The sequence below is a fragment of the Shinella sp. AETb1-6 genome (assembly GCF_009826875.1).
In the GTDB taxonomy this organism is placed as follows: Bacteria; Pseudomonadota; Alphaproteobacteria; order Rhizobiales; family Rhizobiaceae; genus Shinella; species Shinella sumterensis.
Genome location: NZ_WUMM01000009.1, coordinates 187,512 through 208,615 on the forward strand (window position 1 = coordinate 187,512; position 21,104 = coordinate 208,615).

Below are 21,104 nucleotides of genomic sequence, written 5' to 3' on the forward strand. Positions count from 1 at the left end.
TCATTCTACCTCGAATCCTTTCCGCAGTCATAGTGGCGGTCATCCTTCTCTGGAGTGGTTGGCTCGCCCAGGACGCTGCCGGCCGGGCACTTTCCTTTTCGCTTCTTGCCGGCGCGGCCTTCGGGACGGTTCTGCAGCGGGGACGTTTCTGCTTTCTCTGCAATCTCCGTGATTTCGTGGAGAGGCGCGATGCCTCCGGCCTCGTCGCGATCCTTGTCGCACTCTCGACGGGCATTGTCCTTTACCAGGCCGTGCTCGGCGCATGGGTGCCGGTCCCGCAGCCCGACCGCCTGCCGCCAGGCGCCCATATCGGTCCCGTCGGCTGGGTGCTCGCGCTTGCCGCAACAGCGTTCGGAGTCGGCATGGCCCTTTCCGGCTCCTGCCTGTCGGCTCATCTCTATCGGCTCGGCGAGGGTGCGTTCGGGTCGCTCGCTGCGCTCTTCGGCGCTGCAATCGGTTTCGTTCTGGGCTTCCTGACCTGGAATACCCTTTATACAAACACGGTCTTCGACGACCCTTCCGTGTGGCTGCCAGGCATCCTTGGATATGCCGGTGCAACGACCGCATCACTTGCCGTCATTGGAGGGCTGGCCTGGCTGGTTATCCGCAAGGCTGAGGCGCATGGCGGGCTGGCGACGTCCGCGGCGCCATCGAAGCGGATATTCGAGGATCGTTGGCCGCCGGTCGTCACCGGCGTTCTCGTCGCCGTTATCGGAGCGGTCGCCTATCTGCGCGTGGCACCCCTTGGGGTGACTGCCGAATTGGGGAGCATTGCCAGAACCGCCGGGCACTCCGTCGGGCTGGTGCCGGAAACGTTGGTCGGGCTGGATACGGTTCGCGGCTGCATCAGTGCCATAAAGACGTCCCTGCTCTCGCCGAACGGCGTCTTCGTCATCGGCATGGTGCTGGCCAGCCTTGCCGCCGCGCTGACGGCTGGACGGTTTAAGCCGTCTTGGCCGGATGCACGGGGGCTTGGGGCGCGCTTCGTCGGAGGCGTCCTCATGGGCTGGGGAGCGATGACGGGTCTTGGCTGCACCGTCGGTGTTCTCCTCTCGGGCATCCATGCGGGTGCGGTGTCCGGCTGGATTTTTCTGGTCTTCGTGACTGTGGGCGCCGTTGCGACGCTCGCCCTGATGCGTCGCCTGCGCACCGGCATGTAATCCAAGATGCAATCAGCCGCACTGATTGTCTATTAAAGCAGTAGAAAATAATGCCCGTGGGTGCAGCGCCTGCGGGCATGGAAATTCCGTTTGCGGCGAAGGCATAGGCCACCATTCGTTGTTCAAAAAAACGGCATCTGCGATTTTCGAATGCAGAAACGATGGTGTTTCCGACGTAACGAAAGCCGACGAACATGACTAAAGCACTTCTCGCCTCCCTCTCTCGCCGCACATTCCTCGCCGCCCTTGCCGCGACCGCCTTCACCATTGCTGCCCTGCCTTCGTCACCTGTCTTTGCCGAGGACAAGAAGGTGCTGAAGGTCGGCATCATTTCCGGTGAGGACGAGGATGTCTGGCGCGTCGTCACGGCTGAGGCCGCCAAGAAGGGACTTACGATTGAAACGGTCGTCTTCAATGACTATACGCAGCCCAACGAGTCCCTTGAGCGCGGCGAAATCGACGCAAACGCCTTCCAGCATCTCCCCTACCTCGAAAACCAGATCAAGCAGAACGGCTACAAGATCGTCCCCGTCGGGTATACCGGCGTCTGGCCGATCGGTCTTTATTCGAAGAAGCATGCAAAGACGGCTGATCTGCCTGACGGTGCCGTGATCGGCGTCCCCAACGATCCCTCCAACGAGGGCAGGGCACTTCGGGTCCTGCAGAACGAAGGGCTGATCAAACTGAAGGACGGCACTGGTATCCTGGCGACGATTGCCGACATCTCGGAAAACCCGAAGAACCTCGAAATCAAGGAACTCGATGCCGGCATCGTCGGACGCTCGGTGGATGATCTCGATGCTGCTGTGGTCAATACCGACTGGGCGCTGAAGAGTGGTCTTACGCCCGAGAACCGTATTGCGCAGGAACCGGTTGCCGACAATCCCTACCGAAACTTCATCGCGGTGCGGACTGAATCGGAGAAAGAGCCCTGGGTCAAGGAGCTTGTTTCGGCCTATCAGAACGACGCCGTGAAGGCCGAGTTTGACCGCGTATACAAGGGCACGGGCATCAGCGCCTACTGACCCTCTTGGACATTCCAGTCACCAGCCCGCGAGGCCTTTGGCCATCGCGGGCTGGTGTCGTTTTCGAAAGCTATGCAATGAACAGCCATATGCCGCCGTCTTCGACGGCATCTCAGGACCAGAGCGTCGTCCGCCTTAGGGACGTCAAGCGCCGCTTCGGGGCAACGGCAGCGCTTGATGGCGTCTCGCTGAATGTCCAGCGCGGAGAGATTCTCGGCATTATCGGCCGAAGCGGCGCCGGAAAATCAACCCTGATCCGTTGCCTTAACGGGCTGGAGCGACCGGATGCCGGCACGATCGAGATTGAGGGGCGCGACATCACCCGCCTTGGCGAGACGGACCTTCAGCCGCTCCGCCGAAAGATCGGCATGATATTCCAGCATTTCAATCTGCTGTCGGCGAAGACGGTGGAGGAGAATGTCGCGTTGCCGTTGAAGATCGAGGGATGGCCCAGAGCGAAGCGGTTGGCACGGGCCGCGGAGCTTCTGGACGTTGTCGGGCTTACCGGAAAAGCCAACGCCTATCCCAAGGCGCTTTCGGGCGGTCAGAAGCAGCGCGTCGGCATCGCGCGCGCGCTTGCCGCCCAGCCGGCGCTCCTTCTGTCGGACGAGGCGACCTCCGCGCTCGATCCGGAAACGACACGGTCCATCCTTGCGCTTCTGCGCGATATCAACCGCCGGCTCGGTCTGACGATCCTGCTCATCACGCATGAAATGGAAGTGGTCCGTGCGATTGCCGACCGCGTGGTCGTCCTCGATCATGGTCGCATCGTCGAGGAGGGCCCCGTTTGGCAGATTTTCTCGCACCCGCAGAGCGATACGACCCGAAGCTTGCTGAGCGGTGTGCGTCCACAACTGCCCGCGCATATTGCAGGCAGTCTGACGCAGGCCACAACTGCGACGGTGATCGTTGCCGCGGATGTCGGCGGCGCGGCCGCGACGGATTTCCTAAAGGATATCGGACGCGCCTTCCCCGACGGCTTGAACCTGATCCATGGCGGCATCGACCATATCGGCAGCCAGCCCGTGGGCCGGTTCTTCCTCTCGCTGCCGTCAGAATCTCTCTCTCTTTTCCTGCAATCGGCGCAAATTCTCGGCGCGCATGTGGAGGTGCTCGGCCATGTCGCAGATCCTGTTTGAACTGCTCCTGCGATCCCTCTGGGAAACCGTGCTCATGACGGCGGCGTCTGGCTTGATCTCGCTCGTCTTCGGATTGCCGCTCGGATTAGCGCTTGTGATGACCGCCCGCGGCGGTATCGCGGAGGCACGTCGCGTCAACATCGTGCTCGGCGCCATCATCAACGCCTTTCGCTCCGTTCCTTTCATCATTCTCCTCGTCGCGCTCATCCCGGTGACGCGGCTCATCGTCGGTACGTCGATCGGCACCTGGGCCGCCATTGTACCGCTCGCCATCGCAGCCACGCCCTACTATGCACGCATCGCCGAGGTTTCCCTTCGCGAGGTGGATCGTGGTCTCGTGGAGGCGGTCCGCGCGATGGGCGGCAACCGCTGGACGATCGTACGCGAGGTTCTGATACCCGAAGCCCTGCCGGGTCTGGTTGCGGGCTTCACCGTTACGGTCGTCACGCTGATCGGAGCCTCCGCCATGGCCGGAGCGATCGGGGCAGGTGGCCTGGGCGACCTTGCCATTCGCTACGGATATCAGCGCTTCGAAACGGCTGTCATGGTCGCGGTCGTGGTCGTGCTGATCATTTTGGTATCCGCTATCCAATGGCTTGGCGACCGTGCAGTGGATGCGGTCGACCATCGTGGCTAGCGGTCGCCGGCAATCGCCTTTCTAAACGACTACCTTTCGGCTCGGCCGACAGTTTCGAATGAAATGCATCAGGATAAAGCGTAAAGGGTCTAAATGCTGCGCGTGGCCATTCTCGACGACTATCAGAACGTCGCCCTTACTTTGGCCGATTGGTCGTCGCTCGGACGGGACGTCGAAGTCGTCCGGTTCGATCACAATCTGGATCGGGACGATGCGATCGTCTCGGCCCTTGCCAGCTTTGACGTTCTCTGCTTGATGCGCGAGCGCATGCCCCTTTCGGCGCAGGTCATTGCCCGGTTGCCGGCTTTGCGGCTCGTGGTTGTCACGGGGGCACGTGTGCGCACGATCGATATGGCGGCGGCAGCAGAACATGGGATCACCGTCTGCCACACGCATGCGGGTGAATCTGCCACTGCCACACCGGAGCTTGCATGGGGTCTTATCCTTTCGCTTGCCCGCTCCATTCCCGAAGAGGACGCGCGCCTGCGCCAAGGCGGATGGCAGAAGACAATCGGCTCTACGCTCGCCGGCAAGACCCTTGGCCTCGTCGGTCTCGGCAAGCTGGGTGCGCGCATGGTGCCCATCGCCCGAGCCTTTGGCATGGATGTCATTGCCTGGAGCCCGAACCTGACGAACGATCGCGCGGCCGAAGCGGGCGCTCTCCGCGTCGAGAAGATGAGGCTCTTCCAGGAGGCAGATGTCGTTTCGCTCCATCTGGTGCTTGGCGAACGAAGCCGGCATGTCGTTTCCCATACGGAACTGCGTGCCATGAAGCGGGGCGCCATGTTGATCAACACGTCGCGCGGCCCGCTGGTCGATGAAGGCGCCTTGCTCGAAGCCCTGAAAGAGCGTCGTATTCTTGCCGGCCTCGATGTCTTCGATCAGGAGCCCCTACCGATCAACCATCCGCTGCGCGCAGCGCCAAACACTGTACTGACACCCCATCTGGGCTACGTCACGAATGGTGCGTATGCGGCGTTCTTCCGCGACACGGTCGAGAATATCCGCGCATGGCGCGAGGGCAAGCCTGTCCGTGTCCTTGTCGCACCGAACCGGAACTGACATCCCTGGTGCGTCCGCAGGATGTGGCCGCTCCAAGGCGGCTCAATTCCAAGGCAAGCAAAAGCCGCGGCGCGCCATAATAATCTATAAAATCTATCAAATTTAGTGAATCCGTCCTGTACGGCCGGTGCTTGCCAACTATGCTCGCGGTCGACCGACGAGGCCATTTCATAGCCGTCTGTTTTGCAAGCGAAACGAACCAGTAGCCGCGATGACCGCCGATACCGCCCTTCATCTTAATGTTTTCGTCCCAACAACCGGCCATCACGAGGCTTCCTGGCTGCACGAAAAAGCGCAACCCGAGCGGACGACGGATATTTCCTACTATCGCGAGATCGCCCAGATTGCCGAGCGCGGGCTCTTCGACAGCCTGTTCCTTGCTGATCAGCTCGCGATCGGTCGCAGTGTACGGCACGTAGCGCAAGGCAAGCTCGAGCCGCTCACGCTTCTTTCGGCGCTTTCGGGTGCAACCGAGCGGATCGGCCTCATCGCGACGGCCTCGACGACCTATAACGAGCCCTACAATCTCGCGCGTCAGTTTGCCTCACTCGATCATATAAGCGGTGGTCGGGCCGGTTGGAACATCGTCACTTCCTGGTCTGCCGAGGCGGCAGGAAATTTCGGAGCATCGGAGCGTGCCCAGCACGGCGACCGTTATCAGCGGGCGACGGAATTCGTCGATGTCGTCTCTAAGCTCTGGGACAGCTGGGAAGACGGCGCCCGCGTCTATGATCGTCACAATGGAATCTATGCGGACACGGACCGGATTCATCAGATCGACCACCGCGGCGATCACTTTACCGTCCGCGGGCCGCTCGATCAGGCGCGCTCACCGCAAGGGCATCCGCTGTTGGTGCAGGCGGGCTCGTCGGAAAGCGGCCGCAATTTTGCGGCCCGTTATGCAGAGGCGATCTTCACAGCCCAACAGGACCTTGCGGATGCGCAGGCCTTCCATACGGATGTAAAGGGTAGGGCCCGCGCCTTTGGCCGCGATACGGCATCGCTCAAGATCCTGCCGGGTCTCTCACCTATTCTCGGCTCCACGGAAGCCGAAGCAAGGGCCAACGAAGAGGCACTGAACGCGCTTTCCCTGCCGGCTGTCGGCCTCAAGCACCTGTCGCAACGCTTTGACGGGTTCGATTTCTCCAATTTGCCGCTCGACGAGCCAATCTCGATAGACTCATTTCCGGCGCCGGAAACCGTCCAGGGTGCGCAGAGCCGTGCCGGAATCATCTTGGAAATCGTCCGGCGCGAGCGACCGACACTCCGCCAGCTTCTTCATCGGTTGGCCGGGGGTCGCGGGCACAAAGTGCTTGCCGGAACGCCGAAGGCGATCGCCGATCATATCCAGACATGGGTGGAGCAAGGCGCGGCCGACGGGTTCAACATCATGCCAGCCGTCTCGCCTTCAGGCCTGACCGAATTCGTCGATGAGGTCGTTCCGATCCTCCAGCAGCGCGGCCTCTTCCGTACCCGTTATGCCGGACGCACGCTGCGTGACCATTTTGGCCTACCACGCCCGGCCAGCCGCTACGCCAGGAGCGCCTGAGCGTAACCGGCAAACCGAAAGACTGAGGAGGCATTCTTGCTTGCGAAAATCGAACCGCTCTCCGGAGCAAGCCAGCATCAGGACGGTGCCGAAGACGTTTCCGCACGCCTGACGCTCCGCGGCCTCAGGAAATCGCTCGGCGATACGGCCGCCGTAAGCGGCATCGATCTCTCGGTGACGGCGGGCGAAAGCGTTGTTTTGCTTGGCCCGAGCGGGTGCGGCAAGACGACGACGCTGCGCATGGTGGCAGGATTTCTCCAGCCGGACGGCGGCGAAATCCATCTCGACGGCGTCCTAGCCTCCGACGCGCGCTATACGCTCCCGCCCGAAAAACGCGGCCTCGGCATGGTTTTCCAGACCTATGCGGTCTGGCCGCACAAGACGGTTGAAGAAAACGTCGCCTACGGCCTGAAGATGTCTCGAAACTCCCGCGCCGAGGTGCGTGAGGGCGTTGCGGCAGCGCTCGATCTGGTGAAGCTTGGCGACCTCGCCAAACGCTACCCGGCCGAGCTTTCCGGCGGACAACAGCAGCGCGTCGCGCTCGCCCGGGCGCTTGCGACGCGGCCTTCCCTGTTGCTTCTCGACGAACCGCTGTCGAACCTCGACGCCTCGCTGCGCGAGGAGATGCGCTTCGAGCTCCGGCAGCTTCAGAAAGAACTCGGCATCACCTCGCTCTATGTCACGCACGACCAGGACGAGGCGCTTGTGCTCGCGGACCGGATCGTCGTGATGAATGCCGGTCGGATCGAGCAGATCGGGACGCCTGAAGAGGTTTACCGCAAGCCGGCGAGCCGCTTCGTCGGAAGCTTCGTGGGAACGGCCAACCTCCTCGAAGGGACTGTGCTGCAAAAGAATGTCAGGACCGGGCGCACGCTCGTCAGCCTCGACATCGGCGGGCAGGTGTGGAGCAACGCGCCGGTCGCCTGGTTTGCCGGCGTCACGCCCGGCAGCCGCGCCACCGTCCTCATTCGCCTCCAGGACCTTCGTTTCAAGGCCGAGACGACCGATGCGGAAGAGCGGCCCATCGAGGCGGACTTCATCTCGGAAGCCTTTCTCGGCGGACACTATGAAGTTAAACTCCGGGCGGGCCAGACGCTTCTGCGCGTGCAATCGCGCGAGCGCGGCGCCTTCGTCGACGGCAAGACGCGGCTCTGGGCGCGGCCGGACAGCGCGTGGATCGTAGAATGACCGGCCTCAGCCTTGCCAGGGCGGCCGCGTCGTCAGCGTCACCGGACGCGCTCGCTGGCCTTCGTCGCCATCTCTCGACAATCCAGCCTGTCCGAGCCCTCGTCATCGGCGCGGCGCTTGCTATCCTCTTTGCGCTGATCGCCTATCCGCTTGCGCTGCTGATCGGCTACAGTCTCGTCGATCAGGACGGTAATCTCACCATCCAGACCTTCGCGACGGCCTTTTCACGCCGCGGCATGTGGACGGCGACGACGAATTCGGTCTGGCTCGTTACCTGGGTAACGATCGGGGCCTGCGCGCTCGGGATTCCACTCGCCTGGATCGTCGCGCGTACCGACGCGCCAGGCAAGTCGCTCGTCGTGCTCACCGCCGGAATCTCCTTCGTCATCCCGACGTTCATCTCGGTCATCTCGTGGATATTCCTCGCTGCACCCAATTCCGGCTATCTCAACAAACTCGCGGTCGACTATCTCGGATTCACCCACGCGCCGCTCAACATCATGAGCTTCGGCGGCCTCGTCTTCATCGAGATCGTGGGCGTCTATCCGCTTGTTTTCTTCGCGCTCAACGTCGCCCTTAACAATATCGATTCCAGCCATGAGCAGGCTGCCCGGGTGCTGGGCGCAAGCCGCTTGAAGACGACGCTGACGGTGACGTTGCCGCTCGTTCGTCCGGCGATTCTCTCGGCCGTTATCCTCGTCATGCTCGATGCGCTTTCCTCCTTCGGCGCGCCGGCTGCGATCGGGACGATGGCGAATTTCTCCGTCATCACGACGAAGATCTACGATCTGCTGACCTTCCCGCCCCAGTTCAACTATGCTGCCGCCGTCGCCATGCCGATTATGGTCTTCACCGCAATCAGCCTGATCGTGCAGAAATACGTGATCCGGGCCGAGAATTTCCGCACGCTTTCGGGCAAGGCCTCGCCCGAACAGGTCATCGCGCTCGGGCGTTGGCGCTGGGCGGCAGGCGCATTTTGCGTCGTGGTGGCCCTCGTCACGGCCGTCCTGCCGCTCGGCGCGCTCGTTCTCCTGTCGACGCTCAGCAATTTCGGCGCGGAAATCACGCCCGACAACCTGGTCGGCAAGCACTACGCCTTGATCGTCGATCCCTATTATCCGGCACGCAGCTCCATCCTGCATTCGATCCTGCTGGCGCTTGCCACCGCCACGGTCTGCGCGACGCTTGGCCTCGTGCTGGGATGGATCGTCGAGCGGTTCCGCTTCTTCGGCCGGGAACTCATCAGCTTTCTCGTGATGATCGCCTACGGTTTCCCGTCGATCGCCTACGCGGTCGGCGTGCTGATGGGCTATGTCGATCTCTTCTACGGCACGTTGATGCTGATCCTCATCTCTTATGCCGGCAAGCTGCTGCCGATCGCCTTCGTGATGGTTCGCAACGGGATCCAGCAGTTGTCGAGCGATCTCGAAGAGGCCGCGCGGATTTCCGGCGCCGGGTGGCTGCGCTCGATTCGCGACGTAACCTTCCCGCTCGTGCGCGGCGCGGTCGGCATCGCCTGGGTGCTCGTCTTCTCGCTCAGCCTGCGCGAACTCTCCATGTCGGCGATCCTCGCCCAGTCGGACACGCAGGTCATGCCGACCGTCGTGCTGCAGTTCATCGAAGACGGCGCCGTCGAACTCGCCGCGGCACTTGCCGTCATCATCGTCGGCGTCAGCCTCTTCATGCTGCTGCTCGCCCGCATTTTCAACCGCAAGAAGACGGCCGTCATCACATGACAGGAGCAGACATGTCCCGATCCGCCCAGACAGGCGAACCCTTCGATGAAACCTGGGACGTGCTCGTCGTCGGCTTCGGCTTTGCCGGTGCGGCATCCGCGATTGCCGCGCACGATGCGGGGGCACGTGTGCTGCTCATCGAGAAAATGCCCGATCCGGGTGGTATTTCGATCTGCGCCGGCGGCGGCGTCAGGACCATCACCGACCTGCCGCGCGGCCGCGAATATCTCCGCCACAGCGCCGGACCGGACGTGCCGGATTCCGTCCTCGACGCCATCGCCTCGGGCATGGCGAATCTGGAGGGCTATTTCCGCGATCTCGCGAAGGTCAATGGCGCCGAGATCAACCTGCGCAATCGCGGCGGCAACTATCCGTTCCCAGGACATGACGCGCTCGGCATTGTCGAAGTGACGTCTATCCCGGGCTTCGATGCGCGCCAGGAGTATCCCCACGCGCGCGGGCGCCTTCTCGGCCCGAACGTGTTCAAGCTGTTGCACGACAATGTCCGCACCCGCGGCATCGAGGTGCGGCTCGAAACGGCGGCCGAGCGTTTGATCACGGGGCCGGACGGCGACGTTCTGGGTGCGGTCGTGAGAAACGGCACGACGACGAGGCGTATCGCGGCGAGCCGGGGCGTGATCCTCGCCTCCGGCGGCTTCGAGGCCGACCCGGTGCTGCAGCGGAAATACTGGCAGATCCGGCCCGTCCTTCCCGTCGCGACGCGCGGCAATACCGGCGACGGCATCCGCATGGCGCAGGCCGCCGGCGCCGATCTCTGGCACATGTGGAATTTCCACGGCTCCTACGGCTTCCGCCATCCGGATCCGGACTACCCCTATGCGCTGCGCGTGAAGCGCCTGCCGGACTGGACGCCGGAGGTCACCGAACCCGAGGTGCAGATGTCCTGGATCGTGCTTGACGGCACGGGGCGGCGGTTCATGAACGAATACCAGCCCTATGTTCAGGATACCGGTCACCGTCCGCTCGACGAATTCGCGCCCGAAACCCAGAGCTTCCCGAAAATCCCCGCCTATCTCGTGTTCGACGAGGCGGGCAGGGCGCTCTACCCGATCGGCCAGGCCGTGGTGAACGACCGTACCGTCGAGCCCTACAGTTGGAGCCCGGACAATCTGAAGGAAGTCGAGAACGGCATCCTGCGCCGTGCCGACAGCCTGGACGAGCTGGCAGCACTCATCAGGGCCGATCCGGCCGTCCTCGCGGACAGCATTGCGCGTTGGAACGCTTCGGTCGCGGCCGGCCGCGACGATGCATTCGGCCGTCCGCCGAGGTCGCTCTTCCCTGTGGCGGAGCCGCCTTTTTATGTCGGCACTCTCTGGCCCGTGGTCAACAATACCCAGGGTGGGCCGGTGCATGATGAAAAGCAGCGCATCATCAATGCTTATGGCGAGCCTATTCCGCGGCTCTACGAGGCCGGTGAGATCGGGTCGATCTGGGGTTTCCTCTATCTTGGCGCCGGCAACCTCGCCGAGTGCTTCGTGACCGGCCAGATCGCCGGGCGAGAAGCGGCGGGTGAGACCGCCTGGAGGGACGCCGGCCTGTTGGAAGCCCGTTCGATAGCGCGGGCCATTGGTCTCTGACGGACGAAAATCATGACAAGACGCAACGGACATATGGCTCTAGGAGCCTTCCTCTACCCGACCGGTCACCATGCCGCTGCCTGGCGCCATCCGGATGGCCAGGCTGACGCCGGCATCAACTTTCGCCATTACGCACGCCTTGCGCAGGCAGCCGAGGCCGCCAAGTTCGATCTCCTTTTCCTCGCCGACAGCGCTGGCGCCCGCGGCGAGGACTGGGGCGCGCTTGCCCGGTTTTCAACCCATTACGTCGCGCAGTTCGAGCCGCTGACACTGTTGAGCGCGCTTGCAGCCGTCACCGAGAGGATCGGCCTCGTGGCGACGGCGTCGACGACCTACAACGAGCCCTACATCCTCGCGCGCAAATTCGCCTCTCTCGATCATATAAGCGGCGGGCGTGCCGGCTGGAATCTCGTCACCTCCGGCAACGAGGCAGAAGCCTTCAATTTCGGACGCGAGGAACACCTAGCCCATGGCGATCGCTATCGGCGCGCCGGTGAATTCCTCGACGTCGCCCGCGGCCTCTGGGACAGCTGGGAGGACGACGCCTTCGTCCGCGACAAGGCGACGGGCGTCTTCTTCGATCCGGAAAAGGTTTACCGGCTCGATCATCGAGGCGAGTTCTTCGGCGTGCGCGGTCCGCTCAACATTCCACGTTCGCCGCAGGGCTGGCCGGTTCTGGTACAGGCAGGCTCCTCCGGTCCGGGCAAGGCGCTGGCCGGGGCGTCTGCCGAGGTGGTCTTCACCGCCCAGCAGACGCTAGCTGATGCGCAGGCCTTCTATCGGGAGGTCAAGGCGGAGGCGATCGCCAATGGTCGCTCCCCGGACGACGTGAAGATCATGCCCGGCATCTTTCCGGTTGTCGGCCGGACGAGGGAGGAGGCGGAGGCGAAATTCGAGGCACTGCAAAACCTCATCCATCCGGACGTGGCATTGTCGATCCTGGAGCATCGGCTTGGCGTGCCGTTGCGCCACCTGCCGCACGATGCGCCCGTGCCAACAGATATCCCGCTCACCAACGCCGCCCGCAGCCGCCAGACGCTGCTGCTTGAACTAGCCGAACGCGAGAAGCTTTCGATCCTCCAATTGGCGCTCCGGGTCGCCGGTGCGCGCGGCCACTGGCAGGTCACCGGAACGCCCGAAGAGATCGTCGATGTGATGGAAGAGCGGTTCCTGAACGACGGGGCCGACGGCTTCAATATCATGCCGCCGCATCTGCCGGGCGGGCTCGACGATTTCATCGCGCTCGTCGTGCCGGAGCTGCAGCGGCGCGGGTTGTTTCGCACGGAATACGAAGGGCGGACGCTGCGCGACCACCTCGGCCTGCGGCGTCCCGGCCGCCGGCATCGGCACAACCGAGCGATCGACGCCGCCTGATCCTTTCCCATCCCCAGACTGACCACCGAGACCTTTGGAGCAAAACGATGACTTCGATGACAAAGAGACTTTTGATGAAGGCCGCCGCTTTCGGCCTCGTCGCGGGGCTGCTGACGCCTGCTGCGGCCCTTGCCGACACCCTGCCCGAGCGCTTCGCCGATCTCTACGAGGCGGCAAAGAAGGACGGGGAGGTGGTTTTCTACACGTCCTATCGGCAGGAAACGAGCACGGCCGTCCTTGAATTCTGGCGCAACACCTTCCCGGATGTTCGCCTCTCGATCGTCCAGAAGCAGACGCTCGATCTGATCCCGACCATCGAGGCCGAAAAGGCGGCGGGCCGCACCAATCCGGACGTCACCTTCATCAGTCAGCGCTTCATCCTGAACAGCTGGCGCGACAAGGGTTGGCTGACCGCACACAAGGTGCGCGATTTCGACAAGCTCAGTGGCTATTTCCGTGAAGACAACGGCTATTTCACCGCCGTTGGTGCGACCCTGCTCTCGGCCGCCTACAATCCGAAGGTCTATCCGGATCCATCCGTCCTGCCGAAGAAGATCTCCGACTTCCTCGACCCGAAATGGAAGGGCAAGATCGTCTTCTCCGATCCGCGGACGGCCTCCTCGCAGCTGACCTGGTTCCAGACGCTGCTTGCTCACAAGATCATCGACTGGGATACGATCGCAGGCCTTGCGAAGCAGGACTTCCTCTTCACCCGCGGCAATGCTGAATCCGTCCGCCTGCTTGTCGCCGGCGAGCGTGATCTCTCGCCGCTGATTTCCTCGCAGAACGTCATCACGGCGCGGGAAAAGGGCCAGAGCATCGAATCCTATATTCTGGAGGAGGGCGTCGTCGCCAACGAGCAGTATCTTGCGATCTTCGAAGGTGGCCCGCATCCGGCGGCGGCGAAATTGCTGTTGGAAGTGCTGTCGAGCGCCGAGGGGCAGGAGGTGGTTTCCAAGGCCGGTTCCTACATACCGACCCATCCCGATACCCCGATCCCGGGTGGCCTTCCGCGGCTTAGCGACCTGAAGATCATCGTCGCCGACCAGGATATCGGCGGCGAGGCGTCCGAAGCTTTTCTGCAGAAGTTCGATGAAGTCTTCAACCGCCAGTAACCCGCGAGACGTAAAACCCGGCTCCGTCCGAAGGCGGAGCCGATGACTGGAGAATGATGTTGACTGCCCCCCTCAAGCCGATCACCGCGAAGGATCTACATGCTCGCCTGCTCGCCGGAGGAGAACTTGCGCTCCTCGACATCAGGGAGGAAGGAATTTTCGCTGGGGAGCATCTCCTTGCAGCGAGTAATCTTCCTTTCAGCCGCCTCGAACGGTTGACGCGTGCGCTCGTACCGCGCGATGGCACGCCTGTCGTCCTCGTTGATGACGGCGACGGTCTGGCCGCCCGCGCGGCCTCGCGCCTCATCGAATCGGGATACTACGATCTCTCGGTGCTCAATGGTGGCATTGCGGCCTGGAAGGCAGCGGGCTTCGAGACCTTCGAGGGCGTCTTCGTCCCGAGCAAGGCGTTCGGGGAATTCGTCGAGATCGAATACGGGACCCCGCATATTTCCGCGGAGGAACTGCAGGCCAGACGCGGTGCCGGCGAGACCGTTTATCTCATCGATAGCCGGCCGTTCGATGAATACAACTGGATCACCATCCCGGGTGCGGTGGATATTCCGGGCGGCGAGCTGGTGCTGCGCGTGTGCGAAACCGTGAAGGACGAGACATCGCTTGTTGTCGTCAACTGCGGCGGCCGTACGCGCTCCATCATCGGCGCACAAATCCTCATCGATGCGGGTCTCGCCAATCCCGTCGTTTCGCTGAAGGATGGGACACAGGGCTGGCATCTGGCCGGTCTCGAGGTCGAGCGCGGCGCCGCCCGCGTCGCGCCGCGACCGACGCAGGATGCACGCGCCTGGGCAAAAACCGCGGCCCGGCAAATCGCGGAACGATACGCGGTTGTGACGATCACAGCCGGTGAACTGGCACGCTTTGAATCCGAGCAGAACGAGACCACCCTCTACCGTTTCGACGTGCGGGATCCGGGCGAATATCGCAGCGGCCACATCCGCGGTTTCCGCTCGGCGCCGGGCGGTCAACTCGTCCAGGCAACGGATACCTTCATCGCTGTCAGACAGGCGCGGATCGTGCTTGCCGATGATGACGGCATTCGGGCTCGCACGACCGCCGCTTGGCTCAACCGGATGGGCTTTCCGTCGGTCTTCGTCCTCGAAGGGGACGACGATTTGCCGACCGAAACCGGCGACGCGCCGGAAACATTGCTAGCGACGGACGACGCCGCGCCGGAGGCGACGAGCGTCGAGGATCTCGCCGCGCGCTTGTCGACAGGCGAGGCGGTCGTCGTCGATTTCGCGACAAGTCGGCAGTATCGTGCCGGACACATTCCCGGTGCATGGTTTGCGCTGCGCGGCCGGCTTTCTGCCGACGCTTCGCGCCTTCCCGCAGCGCCGCTCTATGTGGCAACGTCCCCGGACGGCGTCTATGCGCATCTGGCGGCGGCCGAATTGGCGGCGGCGACGGGAACGCCCGTCAGGGTGCTAACAGGTGGAACAGACGCCTGGATCGCGGCTGGCCACGCCGTGGAAAGCGGCGGAACGAACCTCGCATCGACGCCGGACGATGTCTTTCTTAAGGCCTTCGAGCGCGCCGACAAGCGCGAAGAGGCGATGCGCCAGTACCTGCAATGGGAACTGGATCTCGTCGCGCAGGTGCGCCGCGACGGAACGTTGTCCTTCAAGCTGTAGAGAGTGCACCGCATGTCGAACCGCCGCGGAACGCCATTGGCCGGCAAGGTCGCGCTTGTCACCGGATCAGCCCGTCGTATCGGCCGGGCGGCGGCGCTCGCTCTGGCGGAGGAGGGCGCCCATGTCATAACGCACGCCCGCTCGTCAGTTGCCGAGATCGCGTCCGTTGCCGACGAGATCCGCGCTGCCGGCGGGCAGGCAACGGCGCTGCTCGCCGACATTACGGACGAGGTCGCCGTGGAACGGCTCGTCGAAGAGATTCACGAGCGCGTTGGCCGCGTCGATATTCTGGTCAACAACGCCGCGATCCGCAGCGAGAGGGCGCTCGCAGACCTCGACCTTGCGACCTTCCGGTCGGTCTATACCGTTGCCGTTGAAGGCGCGTTCCTCGTGACGCGGGCACTCGTGCCGGACATGGTTGCCCGTGGTGGCGGCCGGATCGTCACGATCGGAGGCGTGAGCGCCCATGCGGGCGCGATCGACCGGCTGCACGTCGCAACGGCGAAATCGGCGCTGATCGGCTTCGCCAAGGCGCTCGCCGCCGAACTCGGAGACCATGGCATCACGTCGAACCTCGTTGTTCCCGGCCGTATCGGCGGCAAGCGGTCGGCAACGTCGGGCGCTGGCGGTCGTTTCGCCGGGGATAGGGGCCCGATCGTCAACCGGGAAGGTGAGCCTAATGACGTGGCGGAGGTGATCAGGATGCTCGCCTCGCCCGCAGGAGGTTATATTACCGGGCAGACGATCCATGTCAGCGGCGGGCTCTATCTGCCATGACGCCCTGTCGAGAGGCCGCTGCCGGGATCGGGAGATGACGGTCGTTTTCTTCATCGCCATAACAGTCGCCGTGTTCCTGACATCGCTGCTGTCTGGGATCTTCGGCATGGCGGGTGGTCTGATCCTGCTCTGGATCCTGACTTTCCTGCTGCCGATAGCCTCGGCCATCGCCGTACACGGACTGGTGCAGATGGTGTCGAACGGCTCGCGCGCTTGGATGTCTCGTGCCTATCTGGATGTCCGGACGCTGATCCTTCTCTTGTCCGGTCTGGGGACGGCTGCCGGCTTCCTCGCCTTCATCGACTATAGGCCCAGCCTCGTCGTCGTGTCCGTCGTGATCGGCGTCATGCCCATTCTTGTCTGGCTGCCAATGGGCAGGCTGCGGCTGGACGGCCAGCGACCGATCCAGGCCTTTCTGTGCGGGCTGATATCCGGCAGCCTGTCGATCGCCATCGGCGTTTCGGGACCGACAGTCGACCTCTTCTTCATCACCACGCGCATGGATCGTCGGCAGATCATTGCGACGAAAGCGGCCTTCCAGCTCATCACACACGGCACGAAGGTTCTATTTTACGTCGATGCCGCAGCCGAACTAACGGTCAATGGCTGGATGGTCGTCATTGCCGCGATGCCGTTCGCGATCATCGGAACGCGAACCGGCGACGTCATCCTCCATCGCATGTCGAACGAGCGCTACCGCACGTGGGCCCGGTGGATCGTGACGGCCGTCGGCGCCGTCTACCTGCTTCGCATCCCTTTTTCGGATTTCTCCTGGTGAAGTTTCACATCGGCGGGAGGACCAGAGGAAGCGCTCGTCAGTGCTGCATTATGATCACCTGTAACCTCTGAAATGCGATGGGCTCTCACCAACATCAACCATAGGAACCGACAGGGGCGCCAAAGATGGACTCATCGGGTACGACGCCGAGGCCCGGTCCACTCGGAAGCTGGATATGTCCATCCTTGATAGCCACGCCGTTTTCAGGGTCGTAGTGATGTTCGATATAGGGTTGAGCCAGCCATACTCCTTCGTTGAGACGCGGCAGGACCGTTGCCCCAATGTGGGTGCAGGCAGCGGCGATGATGTCGCCACCCCATGCGTCGTCACAGGTGTGCGGCATCGAGCGGGCCTCACAGACATCGCGGAACGCCGCCATTTGCTGTAGGCCGCCGATGCGGGTGACCTTCATGCCGAAACCGTCGCAAAGGCCCTCGCCGACAGCTCGGAGGACCGTTGAGAGGTCAATCCCGTTCTCATCAATATAGACACCGTGATGGAGCTGTCCGCGAATGGCCTTGATTTCCTCAAGCGTGTTGCAAGGCTGTTCCAGAATGAAGGGAATGTCAGGGCATTCTCGGCTAAGACGCAGCGTGTCGCGCGTCGTTAGCGACCGGTTGCCATCGATGGCAAGGCGCATCTTGCCACCAATGCGTTCCCACACCTTGCGCACGACCGCTATGTCGATCTCGACCGGTCGGCCGCCCACTTTGATCTGCAGCCGCGGATAGCCTTCGGCCGCACGCTCTGCTGCAATACGAGCGATGTCATCTGGTTCACCGACACCGGATGCGTAGTAGGAGGGCACCCGCTCGGTAACAACACCACCCAGAAGATCGGCGACGCGCAAACCAAAATGCTTCCCCATCACATCGTAAGCGGCGATATCTATGGCGGCTTTTGCGTATTGATGGCCGTTCAGAAGGGTGTCCATGGTGCGGCGGAGCACGACAGGCTGAAGCGGGTTCGCACCAATCAGCCCCCGCGCAACCACCGCCAGTGCCGCACGGGCACCTTCAGCATGATGCGGTTGGTAAGTGGGGCCGACGGGACAGGTTTCGCCCCAACCGACAAGGCCGTTGTCGGTAACGATCTTGACCAGCGTGGTATCGAGCGAAAACACTTCGCTGCTGGCAATCTTATAGGGGCCGTCCACGACCGGCAGGGCGTGTGAATAGATATGGATTTCCGTAATTTTCATGGACGCCTCAAGATAGTGGCCGGTGGCCGTGCAGGTCATGAATGGACGGACAGGCACCATCATGACGATGGCGCACATTCGGGTGGTTTAACTCAGCGGGATTGTCATTGCGGTAAGGCCAATTGACAACAGCACTTTTTTTGGCGTGAGATTAGATGGATTAATGCCAGTGCCGGATAAGGTGACCGATGCGCCGCCCCTACGATCTTCCATCCCTGACGGCTCTGGCCTGTTTCGAGGCGGCCGCTCGCAAGGCAAGTTTCAAAGATGCCGCGCAGGAAATGAGCGTAACGCCGGCAGCGGTCAGCCATCAGATAAAGGCCTTGGAACTGGATCTCGGTTGCAGCCTGTTTGTTCGACGCAGCCGTGGCGTCGAGCTGACGGAAAAGGGCGCTTTCCTGTTCCTTTCGATCCGTCGTGGCTTCGAGGGGATATCGGAGGCGGTGACCCAGACCCGCGATCGAAACGAGACGGTCGACGTGACGATCCGCACGACCACGGCGATAAGCTCCTTGTGGCTCATGCCCAAAATCTCGGCGTTCTGGAAAATCTATCCGTCCGTGAGTGTCTCACAGGTTACGAGTGATATTCCAAGCAACAGCGGGCATTGCGATCTCAGCATCCACTATGGCGATCCCGGCGAGAGCGGCGTGGAACACCGCTTTCTTTTTCAGGACCGCATAGTCGCGCTGGGGACCGCTGCGTTTGCCGCCCAGCACCGTGTTTCGAGCATTGCGGACCTGGGCAAAGTGCCTCTCATTCATATGAGCAACGAGGAAAACGGCTGGACAACCTGGACCGACTGGTTCGAGGCGCTGGGACATGCGGCGCCGAAAGGGCGAGGTTTTTTCGTGAACAACTATATGATCGCGCTGCAAGCAGCCCAGGACGATGTCGGCGCAGTGCTGGGCTGGGACGGGCTGGTGAGCAGCGTGATGGCAGAGGGGCGGCTCGTTCCGCTGGTGCCACAATCGGTTTCCTCACCCGTGCCGTTCCATCTGAAAATCCATGCCAAGGCGAGCGGCAAATCGCGCCTGTTTGCGGATTGGCTGGCCAAGGCGATCTGATCCGCATGTTTCATGTATGCGAATCCCGTAGAGACGCCGCGGTTGGAGATTCCTATCCCATCAGGAACTGAGGGCGGGAGGTGTGTTTCTCAGGAAGTCGAGAAACGCGCGCATTCCCGGTCCGATATGGCGGTGTCGCGGGTAGTACAGGCGAAGCCCCGGGTAAGGCGGCGTCCACTCCGCCAGCACCTGCTTGAGTCTCCCGTCGGCGATTGCGTCCGCCGCCATCCACCGCGTGACGTAGGCGAGGCCGCAGCCATCCAGAGCGGCGGACACATCGGAGGCCTGCGAACGCCCGAGCATCTCCGCAAGTCGATAGAGCAGGTCGCGTCGACAACAGCGCTGCTAGCGGGTCGCCGCTGGTGGACGGGGTTTCCGGCAGGTACTTCGACGACTGTCAGGAGGCCCCGGTGGTCGACGAGCGCGGCCAGGGACCATTCAAAGGCGTGGCAAGATACGCTGTCGATCCGGAGAATGCCTTCCGTCTCTGGAAGATGGCGACGCGGATGCAGGCAACGCCGCTATAATCCGGAAGGCACCGTTGGCACTGAACGGCCGGGCGGGTTTCGCATGCGCGGTGGGTTGGCGCCGATCAGGCCTTTGCCGTGGCCGGAAGTCGGAACGGTGCGCCCATGCGGTTAATGGCGTATCGCGGAGACGAATTCACCGACGCATAACGGAACGGAGGCGCCCCCGCTTGCAAACCCGAGATCGGCAACGGATGCGAGCATCACGTCGCCATGGTCCGCAAAGCACCAGATCCAGGGGACGTCTCAATCCCCTGTCCCGAACTTCCGCAGTATGCCCGCCACTGCTGAGAACACGACGATCAGGGCGCCGTAGCCGAGGGTTGTTGGCGTGAGGCCGAACGCACCGACGCATAGGCCGGCCAATAGTGTGGGCAGTCCGAAAGCGAGATAGCTCAACGTAAACAGGGCGGCGAAGAGTTCTCCGCGCTCATCCGGGCGAACGACCGGAACGATCGACCGCAGCACGCCGTAAAAGCAGGTGCCAAAACCCGTTCCGGCGATTGCAAGCGCGGCAAGATAGGCGGGCAGCGATGACCAGGCGATTGCCGCGAGCGTCAGGGCGGTGCCGATGGCCAGCGCGGATGTCCCGTAAAGCGTGACCTGCCGCGACGAGTGGCTGCGCGCGACATAACAAGCGATCGCGCCGGCGGCGCAGAGGAGCACGATCACGCCGGCTTGCGTTACATGATCCTTCGCGCCGAAGACATGCCGGACGATCGGGGCTCCGAGAGAGAGATAGAGGCCACCCGTCGCCCACCCGGCGATCACCGCCGGTGCGCTGCGCCAGAAAGCTTTAGCAGCGGTCTTCGGCACGCCGATGCGCGGACGAAGCGACGCCCAGACGCCTTCATGCCGCGGCGCTGTTTCGGTAATGAGCCAGATCACGGCGGCAAACAGCGCGTAGGCAGTGACCAACGCGCCGAATACATCCGCTTCCGCATGATCCGTCACATCCATCAAGATGCCCGCCAGCAGTGCGCCGACGGCGAGCCCGCCCAGTGGGATGACAGAGTTCCATATGGAGGCACTTCCCGGCTTGTCTTCGGGTTCAAGATCCACCACGGTGGCTGACAGAGCCGAGAGGAGCAATCCGGCTGCGATGCCTTGCAGCCCACGTGCGACGATCAATCCCGCGACGTCGCCCGCCTGCCAAAAGATCAGCAGGCTCAGCGCCATCAGGGCAAAACCTCCCGAAATCACCGGTCGTCGGCCGATGTGGTCCGAGAGCGACCCGGTGACGAGCAGCGATATCAGCAACGCGACGGTATAGACGGCAAAGATTCCGGTCAGCGTCGCGGCTGAAAAGCCCATCTCCTGCTGAAGCGCGGGATAAAATGGCGAGGGCGCACTGGCGCCGGCCATCATTACGGCCATGCCGGCAAGCGTGATGCGGAAGCCGGCCGAACTGCGGAGCGGTAAGGCGAACGTCATATCGGTTACGGTATACCTAATTGGTTCGAATAATTTCGAACTAATCGCTACTATCATTTCCGTAAAGGTTCAACTAAAATCGAAC

Annotated in this window: 18 protein-coding genes and 1 pseudogene; 16 read left to right on the top strand and 3 right to left on the bottom strand. The window is 62.6% G+C overall.

From position 1 onward, the window contains the following. Positions 1–32: 32 nt before the first annotated feature. The 14 genes from GR158_RS17415 (at position 33) to GR158_RS17480 (ending at position 16,790) form a co-directional block, all read left to right on the top strand. Positions 33–1,160 (top strand): YeeE/YedE family protein, encoded by a 1,128-nt coding sequence (locus tag GR158_RS17415; RefSeq protein WP_371731731.1) that lies wholly within the window; start codon positions 33–35, stop codon positions 1,158–1,160. 194 nt (positions 1,161–1,354) lie between these two features. Beyond that, positions 1,355–2,185: a MetQ/NlpA family ABC transporter substrate-binding protein gene (locus GR158_RS17420; protein WP_134650270.1), complete on the top strand. Its 831-nt coding sequence runs from the start codon at positions 1,355–1,357 to the stop codon at positions 2,183–2,185. A 77-nt stretch (positions 2,186–2,262) separates the two neighbouring features. Continuing rightward, the gene (locus tag GR158_RS17425) at positions 2,263–3,324 is read left to right on the top strand and encodes a methionine ABC transporter ATP-binding protein (protein ID WP_160871965.1); all 1,062 of its coding nucleotides are present in this window, start codon (positions 2,263–2,265) and stop codon (positions 3,322–3,324) included. Next, positions 3,305–3,961 (top strand): methionine ABC transporter permease, encoded by a 657-nt coding sequence (locus GR158_RS17430; RefSeq protein ID WP_134650272.1) that lies wholly within the window; start codon positions 3,305–3,307, stop codon positions 3,959–3,961. The genes GR158_RS17425 and GR158_RS17430 overlap by 20 nt, the downstream gene beginning before the upstream one ends. Positions 3,962–4,054: 93 nt before the next feature. Next, positions 4,055–5,023 (top strand): D-2-hydroxyacid dehydrogenase family protein, encoded by a 969-nt coding sequence (locus GR158_RS17435; protein WP_160871966.1) that lies wholly within the window; start codon positions 4,055–4,057, stop codon positions 5,021–5,023. 211 nt (positions 5,024–5,234) lie between these two features. Beyond that, positions 5,235–6,572, top strand: a complete 1,338-nt coding sequence (locus tag GR158_RS17440) for an LLM class flavin-dependent oxidoreductase (RefSeq protein WP_160871967.1) — start codon at positions 5,235–5,237, stop codon at positions 6,570–6,572. A 36-nt stretch (positions 6,573–6,608) separates the two neighbouring features. After that, positions 6,609–7,760, top strand: a complete 1,152-nt coding sequence (locus tag GR158_RS17445) for an ABC transporter ATP-binding protein (protein WP_202402328.1) — start codon at positions 6,609–6,611, stop codon at positions 7,758–7,760. Continuing rightward, a complete protein-coding gene (locus GR158_RS17450; RefSeq protein WP_160871968.1) occupies positions 7,757–9,496 on the top strand; it encodes an iron ABC transporter permease in 1,740 nt (579 codons plus the stop codon). The genes GR158_RS17445 and GR158_RS17450 overlap by 4 nt, the downstream gene beginning before the upstream one ends. An 11-nt stretch (positions 9,497–9,507) precedes the next feature. After that, entirely contained in the window at positions 9,508–11,094 is a 1,587-nt protein-coding gene (locus GR158_RS17455) for an FAD-dependent oxidoreductase (RefSeq protein WP_160871969.1), read from the top strand. A 12-nt stretch (positions 11,095–11,106) separates the two neighbouring features. Beyond that, positions 11,107–12,468 (top strand): LLM class flavin-dependent oxidoreductase, encoded by a 1,362-nt coding sequence (locus GR158_RS17460; RefSeq protein ID WP_160871970.1) that lies wholly within the window; start codon positions 11,107–11,109, stop codon positions 12,466–12,468. A gap of 56 nt (positions 12,469–12,524) precedes the next feature. Next, positions 12,525–13,583 (top strand): ABC transporter substrate-binding protein, encoded by a 1,059-nt coding sequence (locus GR158_RS17465; protein ID WP_246665696.1) that lies wholly within the window; start codon positions 12,525–12,527, stop codon positions 13,581–13,583. Between the two features lie 56 nt (positions 13,584–13,639). Continuing rightward, positions 13,640–15,235: a rhodanese-like domain-containing protein gene (locus GR158_RS17470; protein ID WP_160871972.1), complete on the top strand. Its 1,596-nt coding sequence runs from the start codon at positions 13,640–13,642 to the stop codon at positions 15,233–15,235. A gap of 12 nt (positions 15,236–15,247) precedes the next feature. Further along, a complete protein-coding gene (locus GR158_RS17475; protein ID WP_134650281.1) occupies positions 15,248–16,012 on the top strand; it encodes an SDR family NAD(P)-dependent oxidoreductase in 765 nt (254 codons plus the stop codon). A gap of 34 nt (positions 16,013–16,046) precedes the next feature. Beyond that, positions 16,047–16,790, top strand: a complete 744-nt coding sequence (locus tag GR158_RS17480; RefSeq protein ID WP_160871973.1) for a sulfite exporter TauE/SafE family protein — start codon at positions 16,047–16,049, stop codon at positions 16,788–16,790. Positions 16,791–16,884: 94 nt separating this feature from the next. Here GR158_RS17480 and GR158_RS17485 read toward each other — a convergent pair whose 3' ends face one another. Then, positions 16,885–17,991 (bottom strand): mandelate racemase/muconate lactonizing enzyme family protein, encoded by a 1,107-nt coding sequence (locus GR158_RS17485; RefSeq protein WP_160871974.1) that lies wholly within the window; start codon positions 17,989–17,991, stop codon positions 16,885–16,887. Between the two features lie 188 nt (positions 17,992–18,179). Here GR158_RS17485 and GR158_RS17490 point away from each other — a divergent pair, with 188 nt between their 5' ends. Next, a complete protein-coding gene (locus GR158_RS17490; RefSeq protein WP_160871975.1) occupies positions 18,180–19,058 on the top strand; it encodes a LysR substrate-binding domain-containing protein in 879 nt (292 codons plus the stop codon). A gap of 60 nt (positions 19,059–19,118) precedes the next feature. Here GR158_RS17490 and GR158_RS17495 read toward each other — a convergent pair whose 3' ends face one another. After that, positions 19,119–19,361: a LysR substrate-binding domain-containing protein gene (locus GR158_RS17495; protein ID WP_160871976.1), complete on the bottom strand. Its 243-nt coding sequence runs from the start codon at positions 19,359–19,361 to the stop codon at positions 19,119–19,121. Between GR158_RS17495 and GR158_RS25420 the strand changes: the two are divergent. Next, positions 19,332–19,585 (top strand): annotated as a pseudogene (locus GR158_RS25420) (oxidoreductase); the annotation flags it as partial. The gene GR158_RS17495 and the pseudogene GR158_RS25420 overlap by 30 nt on opposite strands. A 246-nt stretch (positions 19,586–19,831) precedes the next feature. Here the strand turns inward: GR158_RS25420 and GR158_RS17500 are convergent. Further along, positions 19,832–21,019: an MFS transporter gene (locus GR158_RS17500; RefSeq protein WP_160871977.1), complete on the bottom strand. Its 1,188-nt coding sequence runs from the start codon at positions 21,017–21,019 to the stop codon at positions 19,832–19,834. Between the last annotated feature and the right edge of the window lie 85 nt (positions 21,020–21,104).

Coding starts and splice junctions, on each gene's coding strand:
- GR158_RS17485 (WP_160871974.1), bottom strand. CDS start 17,991: ATGAAAATTACGGAAATCCATATCTATTCACACGCCCTGCCGGTCGTG.
- GR158_RS17460 (WP_160871970.1), top strand. CDS start 11,107: ATGACAAGACGCAACGGACATATGGCTCTAGGAGCCTTCCTCTACCCG.
- GR158_RS17465 (WP_246665696.1), top strand. CDS start 12,525: ATGACAAAGAGACTTTTGATGAAGGCCGCCGCTTTCGGCCTCGTCGCG.
- GR158_RS17435 (WP_160871966.1), top strand. CDS start 4,055: ATGCTGCGCGTGGCCATTCTCGACGACTATCAGAACGTCGCCCTTACT.
- GR158_RS17470 (WP_160871972.1), top strand. CDS start 13,640: ATGTTGACTGCCCCCCTCAAGCCGATCACCGCGAAGGATCTACATGCT.
- GR158_RS17500 (WP_160871977.1), bottom strand. CDS start 21,019: ATGACGTTCGCCTTACCGCTCCGCAGTTCGGCCGGCTTCCGCATCACG.
- GR158_RS17450 (WP_160871968.1), top strand. CDS start 7,757: ATGACCGGCCTCAGCCTTGCCAGGGCGGCCGCGTCGTCAGCGTCACCG.
- GR158_RS17440 (WP_160871967.1), top strand. CDS start 5,235: ATGACCGCCGATACCGCCCTTCATCTTAATGTTTTCGTCCCAACAACC.
- GR158_RS17425 (WP_160871965.1), top strand. CDS start 2,263: ATGAACAGCCATATGCCGCCGTCTTCGACGGCATCTCAGGACCAGAGC.
- GR158_RS17420 (WP_134650270.1), top strand. CDS start 1,355: ATGACTAAAGCACTTCTCGCCTCCCTCTCTCGCCGCACATTCCTCGCC.
- GR158_RS17495 (WP_160871976.1), bottom strand. CDS start 19,361: ATGCTCGGGCGTTCGCAGGCCTCCGATGTGTCCGCCGCTCTGGATGGC.
- GR158_RS17475 (WP_134650281.1), top strand. CDS start 15,248: ATGTCGAACCGCCGCGGAACGCCATTGGCCGGCAAGGTCGCGCTTGTC.
- GR158_RS17490 (WP_160871975.1), top strand. CDS start 18,180: ATGCGCCGCCCCTACGATCTTCCATCCCTGACGGCTCTGGCCTGTTTC.
- GR158_RS17430 (WP_134650272.1), top strand. CDS start 3,305: ATGTCGCAGATCCTGTTTGAACTGCTCCTGCGATCCCTCTGGGAAACC.
- GR158_RS17455 (WP_160871969.1), top strand. CDS start 9,508: ATGTCCCGATCCGCCCAGACAGGCGAACCCTTCGATGAAACCTGGGAC.
- GR158_RS17480 (WP_160871973.1), top strand. CDS start 16,047: ATGACGGTCGTTTTCTTCATCGCCATAACAGTCGCCGTGTTCCTGACA.